Origin of the sequence: Pseudomonas glycinae, assembly GCF_001594225.2 — a bacterium.
Taxonomy (GTDB): Bacteria; Pseudomonadota; Gammaproteobacteria; order Pseudomonadales; family Pseudomonadaceae; genus Aquipseudomonas; species Aquipseudomonas glycinae.
Map to the genome: position 1 here is coordinate 2,317,562 of NZ_CP014205.2, position 22,568 is coordinate 2,340,129.

Below are 22,568 nucleotides of genomic sequence, written 5' to 3' on the forward strand. Positions count from 1 at the left end.
CGTACGGACTCGCCGCTGCGCGCTCCTTTTTTCTGAATTTACAGCAGGTTACCCCCATGCAATTTCGCGAGCTGATGGCTGTTATTTCCACCCATGCGATCCGCCTTCAACAGGACGATGAAGACCTGGTCATTCTGGGCGATGACGACGCACTGGACGATGCGTTGTGGGACAGCCTCGCCAAACACAAGGCGCAGTTGCTGGAACTGGTGGCGAGCCACGGCGGCGACTGGTCGAGCCCGGCGCTGCGCATCACCCCGGACATGCTGCCGCTGGTGCAGCTGGATCAGTCGGCCATCGACCGTATCGTCGCCACCGTGCCGGGCGGCGTGGCGAACGTGCAGGACATCTATCCGCTGGCGCCATTGCAGGAGGGGCTGCTTTATCACCATCTCTCCGCGCCGGAGGGGGATCCCTATGTGTCGCAGGCGCGGTTCACGTTCGACAGTCGCGAACGGCTGGAGGCATTCACCGAAGCGTTGCGTCGGGTGATCGAGCGCCATGACATTTTGCGCACCGCGATCCTCTGGGAACATCTGGACGAACCTGTGCAGGTGGTCTGGCGTGAAGCCCCGCTGGTCTGTGAGGAAGTCGATCTGAATGACCGTGAGGATGTACTCGCGCAATTACTGGCACGCCACGACCCACAATACTTCCGCCTCGACCTGCAACAGGCCCCGTTGCTGCGGCTGGTGTTCGCCGAGGATCCGGCCAACGACCGGGTGGTCGCATTGTTGCTGTTCCATCACATGATCATGGATCACGTCGCGCTCGATGTGGTACGCCGGGAAATTCAGGCCTACCTGTCCGGCCGCGATGCCGAAGTCGCGAGGGCGGTGCCGTTTCGCGACCACCTGGCGAGGGCACGTCTGGGGTCGGATGAGCAAGCGCATCAAGCCTTTTTCCGCGAGATGCTCGGCGACATCGACGAGCCGACGCTGCCCGGTGGCTTGCACGATGTACAAGGTGACGGGCAGGGCATCGAGGAAGTCGCGTGCATGCTCGACAGCGATTTGAGCCAGCGCCTGCGGACCCACGCGCGACAATCGGGGGTGAGTGTGGCGAGCCTGATGCACCTGGCCATGGCACGCGTGCTGGGGCAGTTGTGCGGGCGCTCGGCGGTGGTGTTCGGCACCGTTCTGTTGGGACGGATGAACGCGGCTGACGGTGTCGAACAGGCCTTGGGGATGTTCATCAATACGCTGCCTTTGCGGGTGGATGTCGGCGCGTCGAGCGTTCATGACGGCGTGCTGGCGACGCACCGGCGCCTGACCGCGCTGCTCGCCCATGAGCAGGCGTCCCTGGCACTGGCCCAGCGTTGCAGCGCCGTGGCGGTGCCGACGCCGCTGTTCAGCGCCATGCTCAACTACCGCCACAGCAGCGTGGAGGAAGTCGCCGAAGTGATCGAGCTGTCGCCGGGAGTGCACGTGTTGGGTGCCCGCGAGCGCACCAATTACCCGCTGACCGTCAACATCGATGACCTCGGTCAGGACTTGCGCATCACGGTGCTGGCCGACGTGACGCTTGGCGCCTCACGCATCGCCGGTTACCTGCGCACGGCACTGGAAAGTCTCGTCGATGCGTTGCAGAACGATCCGCAAGCCGCATTGCACAGCCTGAACATACTGCCGCCTGCCGAGCGAGAACACTGGCTGCATGGCGTCAATACACCAAAGGCGAAGTTTGCCGACACGCCTTTGATCCATCAGCAATTCGAAGCCCATGCGCACACCCGGCCCGAGGCGGTCGCCTTGCTGTTCGAGGGCCGTACTTACACTTATGAAGCCCTCAACCGCCAGGCCAACCAGGTGGCCCACCGTTTGCTCGCCCTCGGCATTCGTCCGGATGACCGGGTAGCGATCTGCGTTGAGCGCGGTCCGCAAATGATCGTCGGCCTGCTCGGTGTGCTCAAGGCGGGTGCCGGTTATGTGCCGATCGATCCGGCTTATCCGCTGGAGCGGATCACCTTCACCCTGCAAGACAGTGCGCCGGTGGCGGTGCTGATGCAGACCGCGACTCTGGATCGGATTGCCGGGCTCTCCGTGCCGCAGATCGATCTCGACGACCACGGATTGCGCACCGAACCGCTGTTCAATCCGCAGATCCCGGACTTGAATCCGGCGCATCTGGCCTACGTGATCTACACCTCGGGTTCCACCGGGCTGCCCAAAGGCGTGATGGTCGAGCACCGCAACGTGGCACGCCTGTTTGGCGCGACCCACGATTGGTTCCGGTTTAATGCGCAAGACGTCTGGGCGTTGTTCCACTCGTTTGCCTTTGATTTCTCGGTCTGGGAAATCTGGGGTGCGCTGGCGTACGGCGGACAGTTGCTGGTGGTGCCGCAACACATCAGTCGCTCGCCGGACGAGTGCTATGCGTTGCTCTGCCGCTCGGGTGTCACCGTACTCAACCAGACACCAAGCGCGTTCCGCCAGTTGGTCGCCGCGCAGGGCCGCAGCCCGTTGCAGCATTCGCTGCGCGATGTGATTTTTGGCGGTGAGGCGCTGGATCCGGGATCGCTCAAACCCTGGTACGCGCGGATCGGCAACGCCGGCACCCGGCTGGTGAACATGTACGGCATCACCGAAACCACGGTGCATGTGACCTATCGACCGCTGGTGGCGGCAGACGCGCAACTGACCGCCAGCAGTCCGATCGGCGTGCGCATTCCCGACCTGCAGCTGTACGTCCTCGATGCCCGGCGAGAACCCGTGCCGGCCGGAGTGACCGGTGAGTTGTACGTCGGCGGCGCCGGGGTTGCCCGTGGGTATCTGAATCGTGAGGCGTTGACCGCCGAGCGCTTTATCGCCGATCCGTTCAGCGGGCATGCCGAAGCGCGTTTGTACAAGACCGGCGATCTGGCTCGGTGGACGGTGGAGGGCGAACTCGAATACCTGGGACGCAACGACGATCAGGTGAAAATCCGTGGTTTCCGTATCGAACTTGGCGAGATCCAGGCACGTCTTGCCGCCTGCGACGGCGTGCGCGATGCGCTGGTGATCGCCCGCGAGGACAGCCCCGGCGACACGCGTCTGGTGGCCTACTGGCTGGCCGCCGAAGGTGTCGAACCGAGCGTTGCGCAATTGCGCGATCACCTGCTGGCATCGCTGGCCGAGCATATGGTGCCGGGCGCGTTCGTGCGCCTCGATGCCTTCCCGCTGACAGCCAACGGCAAACTCGATCGCCGGGCGTTGCCGCAGCCGGATAACGAAGCCTTCGCCCGGCGGGCGTTTGAAGCACCGCTCGGCGAAATCGAAACCCGCATCGCTGTGATCTGGCAGACCTTGCTCGGGCTGGAGCAGGTGGGCAGGCATGACAATTTCTTCGAGCTGGGCGGTCATTCGCTGCTGGCGGTGAAGCTGATCGAGCGCATGCGTCAGCAGGACATGCAGTGCGACGTCCGCGTGCTATTCGGCCAGCCGAGCGTGGCGGCACTCGCGGCGACGCTGGGAGGGGACGCCAGGGTCAGCGTGCCGGCCAACCGCATCAAACCCGGTTGCACCCGCATCACCCCGGACATGCTGCCGCTGGCCACGCTGGATCAAGCGGCCATCGACCGTATCGTCGAGACCGTCGAGGGCGGTATCGACAACGTGCAGGACATCTACGCCCTGGCACCGTTGCAGGCGGGCATCCTCTATCACCATCTGGCCATTGCCGACGGTGACCCGTACGTGCTGCAAGCGCAGTTCGCCTTCGACGGACTGGCGCAGATCAAGGCGTTCGTTCGCGCGTTGAACAGCGTCATCGCTCGGCATGACATCCTGCGTACCAGTGTGGTCAGGGAAAACCTTGAGGAGCCGGTGCAAGTGGTGTGGCGTGCGGCGCCGCTGGCACTGGAGCGGGTGGATGCCGATCCGCAGGACGGTGATGTGTTGCAGCAAATGCAGGCGCGTTTCGATCCGCGACACTATCGCCTGGACTTGCAACGTGCGCCGTTGATGCGCTTCGCCTACACCGAAGACCCGTTGCAAAACCGCTGGGTCGGGATCCTGCTGTTGCACCACATCGTGCTCGATCACACCGCGCTTGAGGTGTTGGTGGCCGAGATGAGCGATGCCCTTCACGGGCAAGTCGGTGCGCTGCCGTCCCCCGTGCAATACCGCAACTATGTCGCTCAGGCTCGTCTCGGCTCGAATGCCGAGGCCCATGAAGCGTTCTTTCGCGAGATGCTCGGCGACATCGTTGAGCCGACCCTGGCGTTCGGCCTGCGGGATGTACTCGGCGATGGCACCGGCATCGTGGACAGCGAACGGGCACTGGATGAGCGTCTTGCCGGGCGCTTGCGCAATCAGGCCCGCACGCTGGGCATCAGTGTTGCGAGTCTGGTGCATCAGGCCTGGGGCCAGGTGCTTGCGCAGGTCTGCGGGCGCGAGGAGGTGGTATTCGGCACGGTGTTGCTGGGGCGCATGCAGGGGGGAGAGGGCGCCGATCGTTCGTTGGGTATGTTCATCAATACCCTGCCGCTGCGGGTCCATGTCGGGGCGATGGCGGTGGAGGCGGGTGTCAGGGCGACCCACGAGCGTCTGGCGCAACTGCTGGTGCATGAGCAGGCGCCGCTGATGCTGGCCCAACGTTGCAGTGGCGTGACGGGATCGGAACCGCTGTTCAATACCTTGCTCAACTATCGCCACAGTGCGCAACAGACGGCGACGCCGGGATGGGAAGGCATCCGGATTCTCGATTCTCGTGAGCGCAGCAACTATCCGCTGGTGGTCAGCGTCGACGACCTTGGACAGGGCTTCCGGCTTTCTGTCCAGGCAGTGCCCGACGTGGATGGCGCGCGGGTCTGCGATTATCTGCAAACGGCGTTGGACAATTTGCTCAGCGCGCTGGAGCAGGATCGCCATGCGTTAATGAATCAGGTGTCGATCCTGTCGGCGGCCGAACGCCAGCGCGTGCTGGTCGGTTTCAATGTCACCGGTCGCGACTTTGCCCACGGCCATGTGGTGCACCAATTGTTTGAAGCGCGAGCGGCGAGCCAACCCGACGCTGTGGCAGTGCTGCAGGGCGGGCAAAGTCTGAGCTACGACGGCTTGAACCGCCGCGCCAACCGCCTGGCCCATCACTTGATCGGCCTCGGTGTACGACCGGACGATCGCGTTGCGCTCTGCGTGCAGCGTGGTCCGCAGATGCTGGTCGGGCTGCTGGCGATCCTCAAGGCGGGCGCCGGTTATGTCCCGGTCGATCCCACGCATCCGGCAGAACGGATCGCTTACCTGTTGCAGGACAGCGATCCGGTGGCGGTCCTGGCACAGACGGCCACCCGCGACCTGCTGGGGGCCGTGCCGGTGATCAACCTTGACAGCGACGCCTGGCAGCATCTGCCGGACAGCAATCCACAGTTGCCGGAACTGACCCCGGCACATCTGGCCTACGTGATCTACACCTCAGGCTCCACCGGCCAGCCGAAAGGCGTGATGGTCGAACACGCGACCCTGGAAAACCTTGTGCACTGGCACGCCGAAGCCTTCGACCTGCACGCCGGCAGCCACACCGCCAGCGTGGCCGGGTTTGGCTTTGATGCGATGGCCTGGGAAGTCTGGCCGGCATTGTGCGTCGGTGCGACATTGCACCTGCCGCCGGAAACGGTGCGCAACGAGCACCTGGACGAGTTGCTCGACTGGTGGCGGGCGCAGCCGTTGCAGGTCAGCTTCCTGCCGACGCCGGTGGCCGAATATGCCTTCAGCCGCGAGCTGCAACATCCGACCCTACGCACCTTGCTGATCGGCGGCGACAAGCTGCGGCAGTTCAATCGCGAACAGACTTTCGCGGTCATCAACAACTACGGCCCGACCGAAGCCACGGTGGTCGCGACGTCCGGCCCGGTCGAAGTCGGCCAGCCGCTGCACATCGGCCGGCCGATGGCCAACGCCAAGGTATATCTGCTCGATGACCAGCAACGTCCGGTGCCGGTAGGCGTCACCGGCGAGTTGTACGTCGCCGGCGCCGGTGTCGCACGGGGCTACCTGAACCGTCCCGAGCTGACCGCCGAGCGCTTCCTGAAAGATCCGTTCAACGAAGGGCGCATGTACCGCACCGGCGACCTCGCACGCTGGCTGGCAGACGGCAACATCGAATACCTGGGACGCAATGACGATCAGGTGAAACTGCGCGGTGTGCGGGTCGAACTGCGGGAAATCGAAGCGGCGCTGGCCAGCCATCCGGCGGTGCAGGACGCAGTAGCGCTGGTGCGCGACGGCCAGTTGCTGGTGTGGTTCACCGAGCGAGCGCCGACCGATATCGAAGCCCTGCGCAATCATCTGCAAACCCGCTTGCCACAAGCCCTGATCCCGGCGGCTTACGTGCGCCTCGACGCCTTGCCGCTGACCGCCAACGGCAAACTCGACCGCAAGGCCTTGCCGGATCCGGATCAAAGCGCCTGGCTCAGCCGCGAATACGAAGCCCCGCAAGGCCCGGTGGAAACCGCGCTGGCGCAGATCTGGGCCGATGTTCTGAAGCTGGAAAAAGTCGGACGCCACGACAATTTCTTCGAACTGGGCGGCCACTCGTTGCTGGCCGTGAGCCTGATCGAACGCCTGCGCCAGATCGGCCTGAATACCGATGTGCGCGTGTTGTTTAGCCAGCCAACCCTGGCAGCCCTGGCTACGGCGGTGGGCAGCGGGCGCGAAATCGAAGTGCCGGCCAACCGCATTCCTGCCGACTGCACCCGCATCACTCCGGAGTTGCTGAGCCTGACCGAACTGGATCAGCCAAGCATCGACCGGATCGTTGCCACGGTGCCGGGCGGTGCCGCCAACGTGCAGGACATTTATCCGCTGGCGCCGTTGCAGGAAGGCATCCTTTATCACCACTTGAGCGCAGAGCAGGGCGATCCGTACTTGCTGCAATCATGCCTCGCCTTTGCCAGCGTCGAGCGCTTGCACGCTTTTGCCAACGCCTTGCAAAAGGTGATCGCGCGCCACGACATCCTGCGCACCAGTCTGGTTTGGGAAGGATTGCCGAGCCCGCAGCAAGTGGTGTGGCGAGAGGCTGCGCTGGCGGTGCAACCGGTCGCTCTGAATCCGCTGGATGGCGATATCCTCCATCAGTTGCGTGCACGATTCGATGCCCGGGATTTTCGCCTCGACCTCGGTCAGGCACCGCTGATCCGTCTGATGTACGCCGAAGATCCGCTGCATGACCGGGTGGCAGGCGTGTTGTTGTTCCATCACGTCGTGCTGGATCACACGGCGCTGGAGGTGGTTCGCCGGGACATGCAGGTGTATCTGCCGGGACAGCTTGAGTCTTTGCCGCCCGCCGCGCCGTACCGTAACTACGTCCATCAGGCCCGCCAGGGCATCAGCGAGGACGAACACGAAACCTTCTTCCGGGAAATGCTCGGAGATATTGACGAGCCGACCCTGCCGTTCGGATTGCAGGACGTCCAGGGCGATGGTCGCAACATCGAGGAGCACTCGCTTACGCTGCCGGTGGAATTGAATTGGCACTTGCGTCGCCAGGCGCGGCAATACGGGGTCAGCGTCGCGAGCCTGTTTCATCTTGCCTGGGCGCGGGTGCTGGCGGCGACTTCCGGACGCCGGGACGTGGTGTTCGGCACCGTGCTGCTGGGCCGCATGCAAGGCGGCGAGGGCGCGGATCAGGCATTGGGGATGTTCATCAACACCTTGCCGCTGCGCGTGCAGGTAGACGGACAGAGTGTGAGTGAAGCGGTCCGCACGGTTCATGAGCGGCTGGCGGCTTTACTGGGACACGAACATGCGTCGCTGGCACTGGCTCAGCGTTGCAGCGCCGTGGCCGCGCCTTTGCCGCTGTTCAGCGCGGTACTCAACTATCGACACAGCGGCCACGACGCTGCGCGACAGACGGTTGATCCGGTCTGGCAGGGCATCGAATTCCTGGCCCAGGACGGACGCACGAATTATCCGCTGACCCTGAGCATCAATGACCAGGGCGATGCCTTCAGCCTGTCGGTGCTGACCCCGGATCATGTGGGGGCGCAGCGAGTCTGCGAGCTGATGCACAGCGCTCTGACGGAGCTGGCGGCAGCGTTGGCTGACAACCCCGGACAGGCCTTTGAACGTCTCAGCGTCCTGTCGCAGGCGGCGCGCGCGCAGCTGCTTGGCGACTTCAACGCGAGCACGGCGGTTTACCCGTCAGCGCAAGGTGTTCATCGTCTGTTCGAAGCGCAGGTTGCGCGCACGCCGGAGGCCGTGGCGGTTCAGGCGGGCACGCAGCGCCTGACGTTCAGGCAATTGAACCAGCGCGCCAATCGCCTGGCCCATCATCTGCGGGGGCTAGGTGTTACCACCGATACGCGAGTGGCGATCTGTCTCAAACGCAGCCCGGAGATGCTGGTCGGGTTGCTGGCGATCCTCAAGGCCGGCGCCGCTTATGTACCGGTCGACCCGGCTTATCCGCCCGAGCGCATCGCTTATATGCTGGCCGACAGTGCGCCGGCAGTGGTACTGGTTCGCGACGTGGATTTGCCGAATCAGACAGGTGTGCCGGTGATTGATCTCGCTCATGAGAGCTGGCAAGGCCTGTCGGATGCTGACCCGCAGGTCGCCGATTTTACGCCGGACAACCTGGCCTATGTGATCTACACCTCGGGCTCCACTGGCCAGCCAAAAGGCGTGATGGTCGAGCACGCGACCCTGGAAAATCTTGTCCACTGGCACACCGACGCCTTCGACCTGCACGCCGGCAGCCACACCGCCAGCGTGGCCGGGTTTGGCTTTGATGCGATGGCCTGGGAAGTCTGGCCGGCGCTGTGCGTCGGCGCGACGTTGCACCTGCCGCCGGAATCGGTGAGCAATGAACATCTGGACGAACTGCTCGACTGGTGGCGGGCGCAGCCGTTGCAAGTGAGTTTCCTGCCGACGCCGGTGGCCGAATACGCCTTCAGCCGCGAGCTGCAACACCCGACCCTGCGTACCTTGCTGATCGGCGGCGACAAGCTGCGGCAGTTCAACCGCGAACAGACTTTCGCGGTCATCAATAACTACGGCCCGACCGAAGCCACGGTGGTCGCCACCTCTGGTCCGGTCGAAGTCGGGCAACCGCTGCACATCGGCCGGCCGATGGCCAATGCCCGTATCTACTTGCTCGATGACCAGCAACGCCCCGTGCCAGTAGGTGTGACGGGGGAGTTGTACGTCGCCGGCGCCGGCGTGGCGCGGGGTTACCTGAACCGTCCCGAGCTGACCGCCGAACGCTTCCTGAAGGATCCGTTCAACGAAGGACGCATGTACCGCACTGGCGACCTCGCACGCTGGCTGGCAGACGGCAACATCGAATACCTGGGCCGCAACGACGATCAGGTGAAACTGCGCGGCGTGCGGGTTGAACTGGGGGAAATCGAAGCAGCGCTGGCCAGCCATCCAGCAGTGCAGGACGCAGTAGCGTTGGTGCGCGACGGGCAGTTGCTGGTGTGGTTCACCGAGCGTGCGCCGACCGATATCGAAGCGTTGCGCAATCATCTGCAAACCCGCTTGCCGCAAGCGCTGATCCCGGCGGCTTACGTGCGCCTCGACGCCTTGCCGCTGACCGCCAACGGCAAACTCGACCGCAAGGCCTTGCCGGAACCGGATCAAAGCGCCTGGCTACGCCGCGAATACGAAGCTCCGCAAGGCCCGGTGGAAACTGCGCTGGCGCAGATCTGGGCCGATGTTCTGAAGCTGGAAAAAGTCGGTCGCCACGACAACTTCTTCGAACTGGGCGGCCACTCGTTGCTGGCCGTCACCCTGATCGAACGCCTGCGCCAGATCGGCCTGAACACCGATGTGCGTGTGCTATTCAGCCAGCCGACCCTGGCAGCCCTGGCGGCAGCGGTGGGCAGCGGTCGCGAGATCGAAGTGCCGGCCAACCGCATTCCTGCCGACTGCACCCGCATCACTCCGGAGTTGCTGAGCCTGACCGAACTGGATCAGCCAAGCATCGACCGGATCCTTGCCACAGTGCCGGGGGGCGCCGCCAACGTGCAGGATATTTATCCGCTGGCGCCGTTGCAGGAAGGCATCCTTTATCACCACCTGAGTGCGGAGCAGGGCGACCCGTACTTGCTGCAATCGTGGCTGGCGTTCGACAGCCTCGAGCGGCTCGACAGCTTCGCGGCGGCGCTGCGCAAGGTCATTGCACGCCACGACATCCTGCGCACGGCGGTGATCTGGCAGAAACTGGCCGAGCCGATGCAAGTGGTATGGCGTCACGTCGAGTTGCCGGTGCAGGAGATCCTGTTCGACCCGGCGGATGGCGACGTTCTTGAGCAGTTGCACGAGCATTTCGATGCCCGGCACTACCGCCTCGACATCAGCCAGGCACCGTTGCTGCGTCTGGTGTATGCCCGTGATCCAGCCCACGGTCGGGTGGTCGCGATGTTGCTGTTCCACCATCTCGTGCTCGATCACACCGCGCTGGACGTGGTGCAGCAGGAAATGCTCGCCTGCCTGCAAGGGCATGAAGCCTCGCTCGGCGCGGCCGTGCCTTACCGCAACTACGTGGCGCAGGCGCGGCTGGGCGTCAGCGAGCAGGAGCACGAGGCGTTCTTCCGCGACATGCTCGGCGACATCGACGAGTCGACCCTGCCGTTCGGCTTGCAGGATGTGCAGGGAGACGGTCGCGACATCGAGGAAACGCAACAGGCCCTGACCGCTGCCACCGCTCAGCGTCTGCGCAGCCTCGCGCGGCACCTGGGCATCAGCGTGGCCAGCCTGTTCCACCTTGCGTGGGCGCAGGTGCTGTCGGCGACATCCGGGCAGGAGCGGGTGGTGTTCGGCACGGTGCTGATGGGCCGTATGCAGGGCGGCGACGGGGCCGACCGGGCGTTGGGGATGTTCATCAACACCTTGCCGCTGCGGGTCGATCTGGGGGCAACCCCGGTGCGCGAAGGCGCTCGGGAGACGCATGCGCGGCTCAGTGCGCTGCTCGGCCATGAACACGCGTCACTGGCGCTGGCCCAGCGTTGCAGCGGCGTGGCCGCGCCGTCGCCGCTGTTCAGTTCGATGCTCAATTACCGGCACAGCGCCGACGAGGCGCAACAGCACAACCGGCGTCAGGCCTGGCAGGGCATCGAGACCCTGAGCAGCGAAGAACGCACTAACTATCCATTGAGCATGGGCGTCGATGATCTGGGCAGCGGTTTTGTGCTCACCGCCATGACCCCGGCGGGCGTCGGCTCGCAACGGATCTGCGACTACATGCAGACCGCGCTGGAGACACTGGCGGATGCTCTGGAACAGGCACCGGATCAGCCGCTGAACCGCTTGCCGATCCTTGACGGCGCAGAACGTCAGCGGGTGCTTTACGACCTTAACGTCACCGGCACCGCCGACAATCTGGAGCAAACCGTTCACGGGCTGTTCGAGGCGCAAGTGCAACGCACGCCGCTAGCCGTTGCTTTGCAGGCCGGTGAGCAGCGGCTGACCTACACCGAGCTCAACGCACGGGCCAATCGTCTGGCCCATCACCTGCGCGAACTGGGCGTGGGGCCGGATTCGCGGGTGGCAATCTGTGTCGAGCGCGGGGTGGAACTGATCGTCGGTCTGCTTGGCATTCTCAAGGCGGGCGGTGCCTATGTGCCGCTGGATCCGGCGTATCCGAAGGAGCGTCTGGATTACATGCTCAAGGACAGCGCCCCGGTGGCGGTGCTGGTGCATGGGGCGACTCGCGCCTTGCTCGACGAGAGCACTGCGCTGGTGATCGATCTGGATCAGGCGCAATGGACATCCAACCCGGATGACAACCCGCAAGTGCCGAACCTGAGCGCTTCGAACCTGGCTTACGTGATCTACACCTCCGGTTCGACCGGTGCGCCGAAAGGGGTGATGGTCGAACATCGTGGCGTCGGCAACCTGCTGCACTGGAGTTCGCAGCTGTGTCCCGCCGTGACGGACGGCGCCCTGTTGCAGAAAACCCCGTTCAGTTTCGACGCCTCGGTCTGGGAGCTGTTCTGGCCGCTGAGCGCCGGTTTGCGGCTGGTGCTGGCGCGTCCTGACGGGCACCGCGAGCCGGCGTATCTGGCGCAGGTGATTCGCGAGCAGCGGATCAGCGTGATCCAGTTCGTGCCGGTGCTGTTGCAACAGTTCCTCGAGCAGGATGACGTCAGCCAGTGCAGCAGCCTCACCGATGTGTTCTGTGGCGGCGGCGACCTGACGCCGGCGCTGGCGCGTCTGGTACGTGAGCGTTTGCCGCAGGTGCGTCTGCACAACGTTTACGGCCCGACTGAAGCCACGGTCGACAGCACGGTGTGGACGCTGGAGCCGTCGATGGCGGTACCGGACAGCGCGTTGCCGATCGGACGGCCGATCAACAACACCCGTCTGTATGTACTCGATGCTGCCGAGCGGCCGGTGCCGATGGGCGTCATCGGTCAGTTGTTCATTGGCGGTGCCGGGGTTGCGCGGGGCTACCTGGGGTTGCCGCAGTTGATGGCCGAACGGTTTATCCCGAGCCCGTTCGTGGCCGGCGATCGGCTATACGCCACGGGCGACCGGGTGCGCTATCGCACCGATGGGCAGCTCGAATTCATCGGGCGCAACGACTTCCAGGTCAAGCTGCGTGGCCTGCGTCTGGAACCGGGTGAAATCGAGGCGCAACTGCTCAGCCATCCGGCGCTGCGCGAAGCCGTGGTGCTGGTGCGTGAGGAGCGTCTGGTGGCGTACTTCATCTGTAACGCCGAGGCGGGGCAACCGGGGATCGAGGTGTTGCGCGAACACCTGCTCGCACGTTTGCCGGATTACATGGTGCCGTCGGCATTCGTCGCGCTCGACAGCCTTCCACTGAGCCCCAACGGCAAGGTGGATCGCAAGGCATTGCCCGCACCGGATTCGGCTGTAGTCAGCATTCGCGAATACGAAGAGCCGGTCGGCGAGATGGAAATCCTCCTTTCGCGCCTGTGGTGCGAATTGCTCAAGGTCGAGCGCGTCGGGCGGCAAGACCATTTCTTTGAGCTGGGAGGGCATTCGTTGCTGGCGGTCAGCCTGATCGGGCGCCTGCAACAGGCAGGTATCGAAGCCGATGTCCGGACGTTGTTCGAGCAACCGACTCTGGCTGGTTACGCAGCCATCACGGAAAGAATGGAGATCGTCCTGTGAACCTGAATGAACTGTTGGCGACGCTGAAGACAAAAGACATCCAGTTGGCAATCACGGACGGGCAGTTGCGGGTCAATGGCAACAAGCAGGCCCTGAGTGAGCCAGGTTTGCTGGCCGCATTGCGCGAGCACAAGTCGGCATTGATCGAGCTGATCGAGGCGGGCGATTACTCGGCCGCACGAGAGGGGCAGGTTGCAGTGCCGGTCAATGGCATTTCACCGGGCACAACACGGGTCACCCCGGCGATGCTGACAATGGTTGACCTGAATCAGGACACCCTCGATCAAATTGTCGCGCAGATCCCTGGCGGCGGCGCCAATGTCCAGGACATCTATCCACTGACGCCGTTGCAGGAGGGCATCCTCTACCACCACGCGAGCGCTGCACAGGGTGATCCGTATGTGATGCAGGCGAAATTCGCGTTCAGCGGACCCGAGCGGTTCGAGGCATTCGTCCAGGCCCTGCAGACCGTCATCGAGCGCCACGACATTCTGCGCACCGCCATCGTCTGGGAAGGACTGGACACGCCGGTGCAAGTGGTCCTGCGACGTGTCGGGTTACCTGTGGAGGAAGTGCAGCTCGATGCGGCTCAAGGCGATGTCCTGGAGCAGTTGCATGCGCGATTCGACGCCCGGCACTTTCGTCTCGACGTGACACGCGCGCCGCTATTGCGCCTGGCCCATGCCTGGGATGCAAAGACCGGGCGTATCGTCGCGATATTGCTGTTTCACCACATGGCGATGGACCACTCGGCGCTCGCGGTGGTCAGCGAGGAAATGCAGGCGTGCCTGTCAGGACAGAGCACCAGACTGGGAGCGCCCGTACCGTTTCGCAATTATGTCGCCCAGGCGCGGCTAGGCATCAGCGAGTCGGAGCACGAGGTTTTTTTCCGCGAGATGCTCGGTGACATCGACGAACCGACGTTGCCGTTCGGCCTGCAAGGCGTGCATGGCGACGGCAGCGACATCGAAGAATGCGGTGTGCCACTTGACCCGTTGCTGGGGCAGCGCCTGCGAGCCAGTGCCCGGTCGCTCGGGGTGAGTGTCGCGAGTCTGTTCCATCTTGGCTGGGGGCAGGTCCTCAACGCACTCACCGGAAAATCTGCTGTTGTGTTCGGTACCGTGCTGATGGGGCGGATGCAAGGGGCGGAGTCGACCGACCGCGCGCTGGGCATTTTCATCAACACCTTGCCGCTGCGGGTCGAGGTCGACGCGCTGGCAGCGGGTGAGTCGGTGAAGGCCACCCATGCACGTCTGACCCGTCTGATGCGCCATGAGCACGCCCCGCTGGTGCTGGCCCAGCGTTGCAGCGGGGTGGTCGGGTCATCGCCGCTGTTCAGTTCACTGCTCAATTATCGGCACAGCACCTCGAGCGCCAATGCCAGTGCCGAAGCGCTCTCGGCCTGGGAGGGGATCAGCGTCCTGCATGCGGAGGAACGCACCAATTACCCGCTGACCTTGAGCATCGATGACTTTGGCGATCACTTCAGCCTGACGCTGCTGGCCAGTCGTGAAGTCGAGGCGCAGCGGATCTGCGGCTATATGGTGTGTGCCATGGAAAACCTGTTGCAGGCATTGGAGCACGCGGCGGATACGCCGCTGAGTCAACTGTCGGTGTTGCCCGCCCTAGAGCGCGAACAGCTGTTGACGGGGTTCAACGCCAGCGATGTCGAATACGTTCGCGGACAGACAATTCATCAACGCTTCGAGGCGCAGGTCGTCGCGCGACCGCAAGCGCTGGCGGCGGTGCACCTGGACAAGCAACTGACGTTCCACGAACTGAACCGCCAGGCCAACCTTCTGGCACATCGCTTGATCGAGCTGGGCGTGCAACCGGATGACCGGGTAGCCATTGTCGCCCGGCGAGGGCTGGATACCCTGGCCGGATTGCTCGCCGTCCTCAAGGCAGGCGCCGGGTATGTGCCGATCGACCCCGCGCATCCGGCCGAACGCCTGAATTATCTGCTGAGCGATTGCGAGCCAGTGGCGATTCTGACTTCAAGTGACCTGCTCGCACGGCTGCCGGGACAGGAGCTGCCGGTACTCGATCTTGATCCGCGCACCTGGCGCTCAGGCAATGACGCAAACCCGGTGGTACCAGATCTGTCCGAGGCGAACCTGGCTTATGTGATCTACACCTCGGGCTCCACCGGTTTGCCCAAGGGCGTGATGGTCGAACACCAGACACTGGCCAATCTGGTCGACTGGCACAGCAGCGCCTTTGACCTGTGTGCTGGTCGCCATACGTCGAGTCTGGCCGGGTTCGGCTTCGACGCAATGGCATGGGAAGTCTGGCCAGCTCTGTGCGTCGGCGCGACCCTGCACCTGGCACCTGCGCAGGACGGCGGCGAAGACGTCGACGGGCTGCTGGCCTGGTGGTGCGCGCAACCGCTGGACGTGAGTTTCCTGCCGACGCCGGTCGCCGAATACGCCTTCAGCCGGCATCTCGAGCACCCGACATTGCGCACCTTGCTGATCGGCGGCGACCGCTTGCGTCAGTTTTCGCGCAATCAGCATTTCGATGTGATCAACAACTATGGCCCGACCGAAGCCACCGTAGTCGCAACGTCCGGACGGATCGAGGCGGGGGAGGCGCTGCACATCGGTAAACCGGTGAGCAATACCTCGGTGTATCTGCTCGACGAGCAACAGCGTCCGGTGCCGATCGGGGTGGCCGGCGAGCTGTATATCGGTGGCCGAGGCGTGGCGCGTGGTTACTTGAACCGTGCGCAACTGACCGCCGAACGCTTTCTGCCGGACCCGTTCAGTCAACGCCCGAATGCGCGTCTGTATCGCACCGGCGACCTTGCCCGCTGGCGCCCGGACGGGACAATCGAATACCTGGGGCGCAACGATGATCAAGTGAAAATCCGCGGCATGCGCATCGAATTGGGGGAAATCGAAAGCCGTCTACAGCAGCTTCCCGGGATTCAGGAATTGGTGCTGCTGGCCCGTGAAGATGAGCCCGGGCAACCACGGCTGGTGGCCTATTTCACCGAGCAGGCGCAGGTGCAGCCACTGGCTGTGGCGCAACTGCGTGAGCATCTGCTGGGCCAGTTGCCCGAGTACATGGTGCCGGTCGCGTTCGTCCGGCTCGACAGCCTGCCGCTCACCGCCAATGGCAAACTGGACCGCAAAGCCTTGCCGTTGCCGGAGCGCACGGCGCTGCTCACTCGCGAATACGAGGCGCCGCAAGGCGAGCTGGAATGCACGCTGGCGCAGATCTGGGCCGAGGTGCTGCAGGTTGAACGGATAGGCCGACAGGATCATTTCTTTGAGCTGGGCGGCCATTCGTTGCTGGCCATGCGCATGGTCGCGCAAGTGCGTCAGCGGCTGGGCGTGGAGCTTGCGCTCGGCGAGTTGTTCGCCAATGCCGAGCTGGCGTCGGTGGCGCAGTCGCTTGCCCGGGCCGGACGCTCGACGCAGCCACCGATTCTTCCGGTACCTCGGGAAGGTGTATTGCCGCTGTCGTTTTCCCAGCAGCGCTTCTGGTTTCTGGCGCAGATGGAAGGTGCCAACACGGCTTACAACATTCCGATCGGTCTGCGTCTGCGCGGTGTGCTCGACGCCGATGCACTGCAACGGGCGCTGGCCAGGATAGTCGCCCGGCACGAAAGCCTGCGCAGCCGTTTCACGCCGTACAACGGCGAAGCCCAGGTGTTGATTACTCCGCCCGACAGCGGTGTGCTGCTGCGGGTCGAGGACCTGCGCCAGCACCCGCAGGCCGACGAAGCCTTGCAGGCGCTGATTCAGGGGGAAGCTTCCGGCCCGTTCGACTTGCAGGATGATCCGTTGATTCGCGGACGACTGGTGCGTATGGCCGACGATCACCATGTGTTGCTGATCACCTTGCATCACATCATCTCCGACGGTTGGTCGATGGAGGTGCTGACCCGCGAGCTGATGGCGTTGTATCAGGCTTTCAGTCAGGGGTTGGCGGACCCTTTGCCGCCGCTGGCGTTGCAATACACCGACTATGCCGTCTGGCAGCGGCGCTGGCTGAGCGGGGAGGTTTTGCAGCGCCAGAGTGAATACTGGCAACGTACGCTGGCCGATGCGCCTGCCTTGCTGACGTTGCCTGCCGACCGACCGCGACCACCGCAACAGGATTACGCCGGCAGCAGCGTCGAAGTTTGCCTGGACGAACGCTTGAGCGCCGGACTCAAAGCCTTGAGCCAGCGCCATGGCGTGACGCTGTACATGACGATGCTGGGCGCGTGGGCGATGCTGCTCAGCCGGTTGGCCGGGCAGTCGGACATTGTGGTCGGCTCGCCGGTGGCCAACCGTTTCCGGGCCGAAATCGACGGACTGATCGGGTTGTTCGTCAACACCCTGGCGTTACGCATTGATACCTCCGGTGAGTTGAGTACCGAAGCGTTGCTGGCGCGGGTCAAGGCGCTGACCCTGCAGGCCCAGGATCATCAGGACTTGCCATTCGAACAAGTGGTGGAAATCGCCCGACCGGCCCGCAGCCTGGCCCACAGCCCGCTGTTCCAGACCATGTTCAACTGGCGCAGCAGCGACGGACCGGTGTTGGCGCTGGGGGATCTGACCCTGGAAGCGGTGGCCGAGCCGAGTCACTTCGCCAAGTTCGACCTGACCCTGACCCTGGGTGAATCGCCCAACGGGATAAATGGCTGGATGGAGTACGCCACAGCGCTCTTCGATGAGGCGACGGCACGGCGTTATGCCGGTTACTTCCAGCGCTTGTTGCAGGCCATGGTCAACAACGACCAGGCAGTGCTGGAGCACGCGCAGATAGTCGAGGATCAGGAACGCACGCAGTTGCTCGACGAATTCAACGCCAGCGCTCGGAACAGTCCGCAAGTGCTGACCGTGCACCGTGTCTTTGAGATGCAGGCCGCCGAGCATCCGCAAGCCGTCGCGGCGGTGCATGGGACGCAGGTGTTGAGTTACGCAGAACTGAACCGCAGCGCCAACTGCCTGGCTCATCATCTCATCGCTCAAGGTGTACGGCCTGGCGATCATGTGGCGATTCTGTTGCCACGCTCGCTGGAACTGTTGATCGCGCAGTTGGCGATCATCAAGTGTGCGGCGGCCTATGTGCCACTGGATATCCACGCACCCGCCGAGCGTCAGGCATTCATGGTGCAGGATTGTCAGGCGGTCGCGCTGTTGACCGGCAGCGATCAGGCCATCGAGTACCCGGTACGGCGAATGGATCTGGATACCCTGGCGCTTGCCGAGAGTCCTTCGCACAACCCGGACGTGCCTCAGTCCTCGGAGGCCTTGGCGTACATCATGTACACCTCGGGCTCCACGGGCACCCCGAAGGGGGTCATGGTGCCGCATCGCGGCATTACCCGCCTTGTGATCGACTGCGGCTATGCCGATTTCAACTCGAGTGACCGGGTGGCATTCGCTTCGAACCCGGCGTTCGATGCGAGCACCATGGATATCTGGGGCGCCTTGCTCAACGGTGGCCAGGTGGCCGTGATCGATCATGCGACCTTGCTCGACCCGCAGGCATTCGGTCGGGAACTGAAGCGCTGCGGGGCGACAATCCTCTTCGTCACCACCGCGTTGTTCAATCAGTACGTGCAATTGATTCCCGAGGCGCTCAAAGGGCTGCGCATCCTGCTGTGCGGTGGGGAGCGTGGCGATCCGGCGGCGTTTCGAAAGCTGCTCGCCGAAGCACCGGACCTGCGCCTGGTGCATTGTTATGGCCCGACCGAAACCACGACGTACGCCACCACCTTCGAAGTGCGTGAGGTGGCGCCGGATGCGGACAGCGTTTCGATTGGCGGCCCCATCGGCAATACCCGCGTGTACGTGCTGGATAACCGGCAACAACCGGTGCCTTTCGGCGTCACCGGCGAGTTGTACATCGGTGGTCAGGGGGTTGCGCTGGGTTATCTGAATCGGCCTCGACTGAGTGCCGAGAAATTCCTCCGGGATCCGTTCAGCGGCAATCCGCAAGCCTTGATGTATCGCACGGGCGACCTGGTGCGCTGGCAGGCGCCGGGGCGACTGGAATGCATCGGCCGCAATGATGACCAGGTGAAGATTCGCGGCTTCCGCATTGAGCTCGGAGAAATCGAAAACCGCCTGTTGAGCTGTCCGGGGGTCAAGGAAGCGGTGGTTCTGGCCCGACGCGACGGACAGGAACCAACGCGGCTGGTGGCCTATTACACGGCGCACGATCCTGCATTGCAGGGCGCTACTCTCCGCGCGCTGCTGCAAGCCAGGTTACCGGAGTACATGGTGCCGACTGCCTGGGTGGCGCTGGAGAGCCTGCCGCTGAACAACAACGGCAAGGTCGATCGCAAAGCGTTGCCGGCGCCGACACACCAAGCGCTGGTCATGCGTGACTATGAAGCGCCGGCCAATCCTCTTGAGGAATCACTGGCCGGGCTCTGGGCGCAAGTGTTGCAAGTCGAGCGGGTAGGCCGCCATGACAACTTCTTCGAACTGGGCGGGCATTCGCTGCTGGCGGTGCGGCTCGTCGATCTGATGCAAAAGTCCGACAGGCCGATTTCGTTGGCCGAGCTGTTCCAGCATCCGACCGTCGCAGGGACTGCCACGCTGCTGTGTCAGCACAGCGACGCTGTGCCGCTGCATGACGGCGTGGTCGTGGTGCGTGCAAGTGACCAAGGCACGCCGTTGTTCCTGGTGCATGAGTTCAGTGGTCGTGACCTTTATTTCCCGGCGCTGGGCCTGCATATTGGCGGCGAGTTCCCGATTTACGGCTTGCCGGGTATCGATCCCGGTATGACGCAACTGCGCACCATGGAGTGCCTGGCGGCCCGGCTGGTCGAGGTGATCCGCGCCAGACAACCCCACGGCCCCTATCGGCTTGCCGGATGGTCGTTCGGTGGCGCGCTGGCTTATGAAATCGCGGCGCAACTGCTCGGGATGGACGAGTCAGTGGCGTTCGTCGGGCTGATCGACACCTATGTGCCGCGCCTGGCCGATCCGAACAAGGCGCAGTGGAACGATGCACATGTGCACAAGCGCCAATTGCTTTTGCATTGCACGGCGCATTGGGCCGGGCACGAGGCACAGGAGCAGCAAGCACTGGCGCGTCTGGCGGTGTTGCAGACCGAACTTGAGCAGTGGGCGTTCGCCGATTTGTTCAACCACTGTCACGAGCAGCAGTTGCTCAGACCCGAGCTGGCAGCTGTCTCGGCAGCGGATGCCTGGCAATACCTCGACCGGGAAGTGGCCCACGGGCATGCGTTGGCCCATTACCGGATCAACCCGATCGGTTTGCCATTGCATCTGCTGCGTGCCACGGAGCGTTCGGCGCCAATGTCACGACTCAGCCCCACGCGCGGTTGGGCAGAAGAATTGCCAGGTGTGGAGCTGAACTGCATCGACGTACCGGGCGACCACCAGAGCATGATGAAAGCACCGCACGTTCAGGCGCTGGGGCAGGCCCTGACTCAGGCGCTGGAAACGGCAAATGCGCCCGCGCCAACGGCGTATCAGCCGATCCTGACCATTCAGACCGGTCACACCGGGCATGCACCGATTTTCTGCGTGCCGGGGGCCGGCGACAGTGTCACCGGGTTCATCCACCTGACCGAGGCGCTGGGGCCGGAGTGGCCGATTCATGGGCTGCAACCTCGAGGCCTCGACGGCGCAACGGTGCCGCACAGCCGGGTCGAAAGCGCGGCCACGTTCTATGTACGGGCGCTTGAGCAGTTGTACCCGCAGGGGGCGGTGCATCTGATCGGGCATTCGTTCGGTGGCTGGGTGGCTTACGCCATGGCAGCTCAGTTGCAGGCGGCGGGGCGCGAAGTGGCGTCCCTGACCCTGATCGACAGCGAATCACCGGGCGGCAACAGCGTGGTGGGCAAGCCGTACACCACGACGGCGGCGTCGTTACGCCTGATCGAGTCGCTGCAGCTGTCCAGCGGCAAGTCTCTGGGCATCGATGCGCTGGCCTTTGCCGAAGCCGACGACAGCACGCAAATGCGCCTGCTGCACGAGGGGATGGTGCGCGCGGGTGTGCTGTCCGAACGTGCATCAGCCGATGCGATGCACGGCCCGGTACGCACCTTCGCCACCGCGCTGCGCACGGTCTATCGGCCAGCACTGGCCTACACCGGGCCGGTGCGTCTGGCGTTGGTGGACGACCCGACGCTGGACGCCTCGGGCAACCGGCGCGAACAGGCGGCGATGCTCGAAGGCTGGCAGCGTGAGGCCAGGGATCTGGCGGTGTGGTACGGCCCGGGCAACCACTTCACGATCCTCAAGGCGCCCAACGTCTTCAGTCTTGCAGCGTGGTGGCATGACGGGCTGACGGTGGCGGCGGGGCAAGTGTTGTCCTGATTGACGTTTTTATCCTGGAACCCGGCCGCTGGCCGGGCTCAACCCTGAACGGAATTGTGGTCATTTATGGAACAGTCGAAGGTGCGCAAAGTCGGTCTGGGAATCGCGTTGACGCTGGTGGCCGGGTTGGTGTTCTACACGGTGCAGGCGCCGGCCGAAGCACCGCAATACCTGACCGCCACGGTCGAACGCGCTGACATTGAAAACGCAGTGCTGGCCACCGGTCTGCTGGAGGGCATCAAGCAAGTGGACGTCGGCGCCCAGGTTTCGGGGCAGTTGAAGTCGCTGAAGGTCAAGGTCGGCGACAAGGTCAAGAAGGGCCAGTGGCTGGCGGAAATCGACCCGTTGGTGCTGCAGAACACCCTGCGTCAGGCACAGGTCGATGAGGAAAACCTGCAAGCCCAGCGCCGGGCGACCCAGGCTCAGTTGCGCCAGACCAAGGCGATCTACGAGCGCTATCAGAACCTGCAGGAGGACGCCTCGATCTCGCGGCAGGATTTCGAAACCGCGCAGTCGAACTACGAAGTGCAGCAGGCCAACCTGATGTCGCTGGATGCGCAAATCAAAAGCGCGCACATCCAGATCGACACCGCCAAGGTCAATCTGGCCTACACGCGGATCGTCGCGCCCATCGACGGCGACGTGGTGGGCATCGTGACTCAGGAAGGCCAGACCGTGATCGCCAACCAGCTGGCGCCGATCCTGCTGAAACTGGCGGACCTGGACACCATGACCGTCAAGGCTCAAGTGTCGGAGGCCGACGTCATTCACATCACGCCGGGGCAGGAGGTGTACTTCACCATTCTCGGCGAGGACAAGCGTTATTACGGCAAGCTGCGCGGTACCGAGCCTGCGCCGCAGAACTTCCTGGAAACGCCGCCCGCCGGCACGCCGAAACAGAACACCGCGGTGTTCTATAACGCGCTGTTCGAGGTGCCGAATCCCGATCACCGTTTGCGTATTTCCATGACCGCTCAGGTGCGGGTGGTGCTCGACACCGCCAAGTCGGTGCTGACGATTCCGGTCGCCGCGCTGGGCCCACGCAACAGCGATGGCAGCTTCCCGGTGCGGGTGCTGGACGCCAAGGGCCAGGCGCAGTCGCGCAACGTGCAGACCGGGATCAACAACAACGTCAAGGTGCAGGTCAACGACGGCCTGGCCGAAGGCGACCGGGTGGTGATCGGTGATCCGGTGGCGAAAGTGGCAGGGGCATGAG

General features: G+C 63.8%; 3 protein-coding genes. All 3 read left to right on the forward strand.

All coding sequences use genetic code 11. From position 1 onward, the window contains the following. Window positions 1-56: 56 nt before the first annotated feature. The 3 genes from AWU82_RS10270 to macA all read left to right on the forward strand — a co-directional run bounded on the left by AWU82_RS10270 (window position 57) and on the right by macA (window position 22,567). Window positions 57-13,055, forward strand: coding sequence for a non-ribosomal peptide synthetase (locus AWU82_RS10270; protein ID WP_190241575.1), 12,999 nt, complete (start codon window positions 57-59; stop codon window positions 13,053-13,055). Then, window positions 13,052-21,352 (forward strand): non-ribosomal peptide synthetase, encoded by an 8,301-nt coding sequence (locus tag AWU82_RS10275; RefSeq protein WP_064382267.1) that lies wholly within the window; start codon window positions 13,052-13,054, stop codon window positions 21,350-21,352. Before AWU82_RS10270 ends, AWU82_RS10275 begins: the two co-directional genes overlap by 4 nt. Window positions 21,353-21,418: 66 nt before the next feature. Further along, window positions 21,419-22,567, forward strand: a complete 1,149-nt coding sequence (macA, locus tag AWU82_RS10280; RefSeq protein ID WP_064382266.1) for a macrolide transporter subunit MacA — start codon at window positions 21,419-21,421, stop codon at window positions 22,565-22,567. The last annotated feature ends 1 nt before the right edge of the window (window position 22,568 follow it).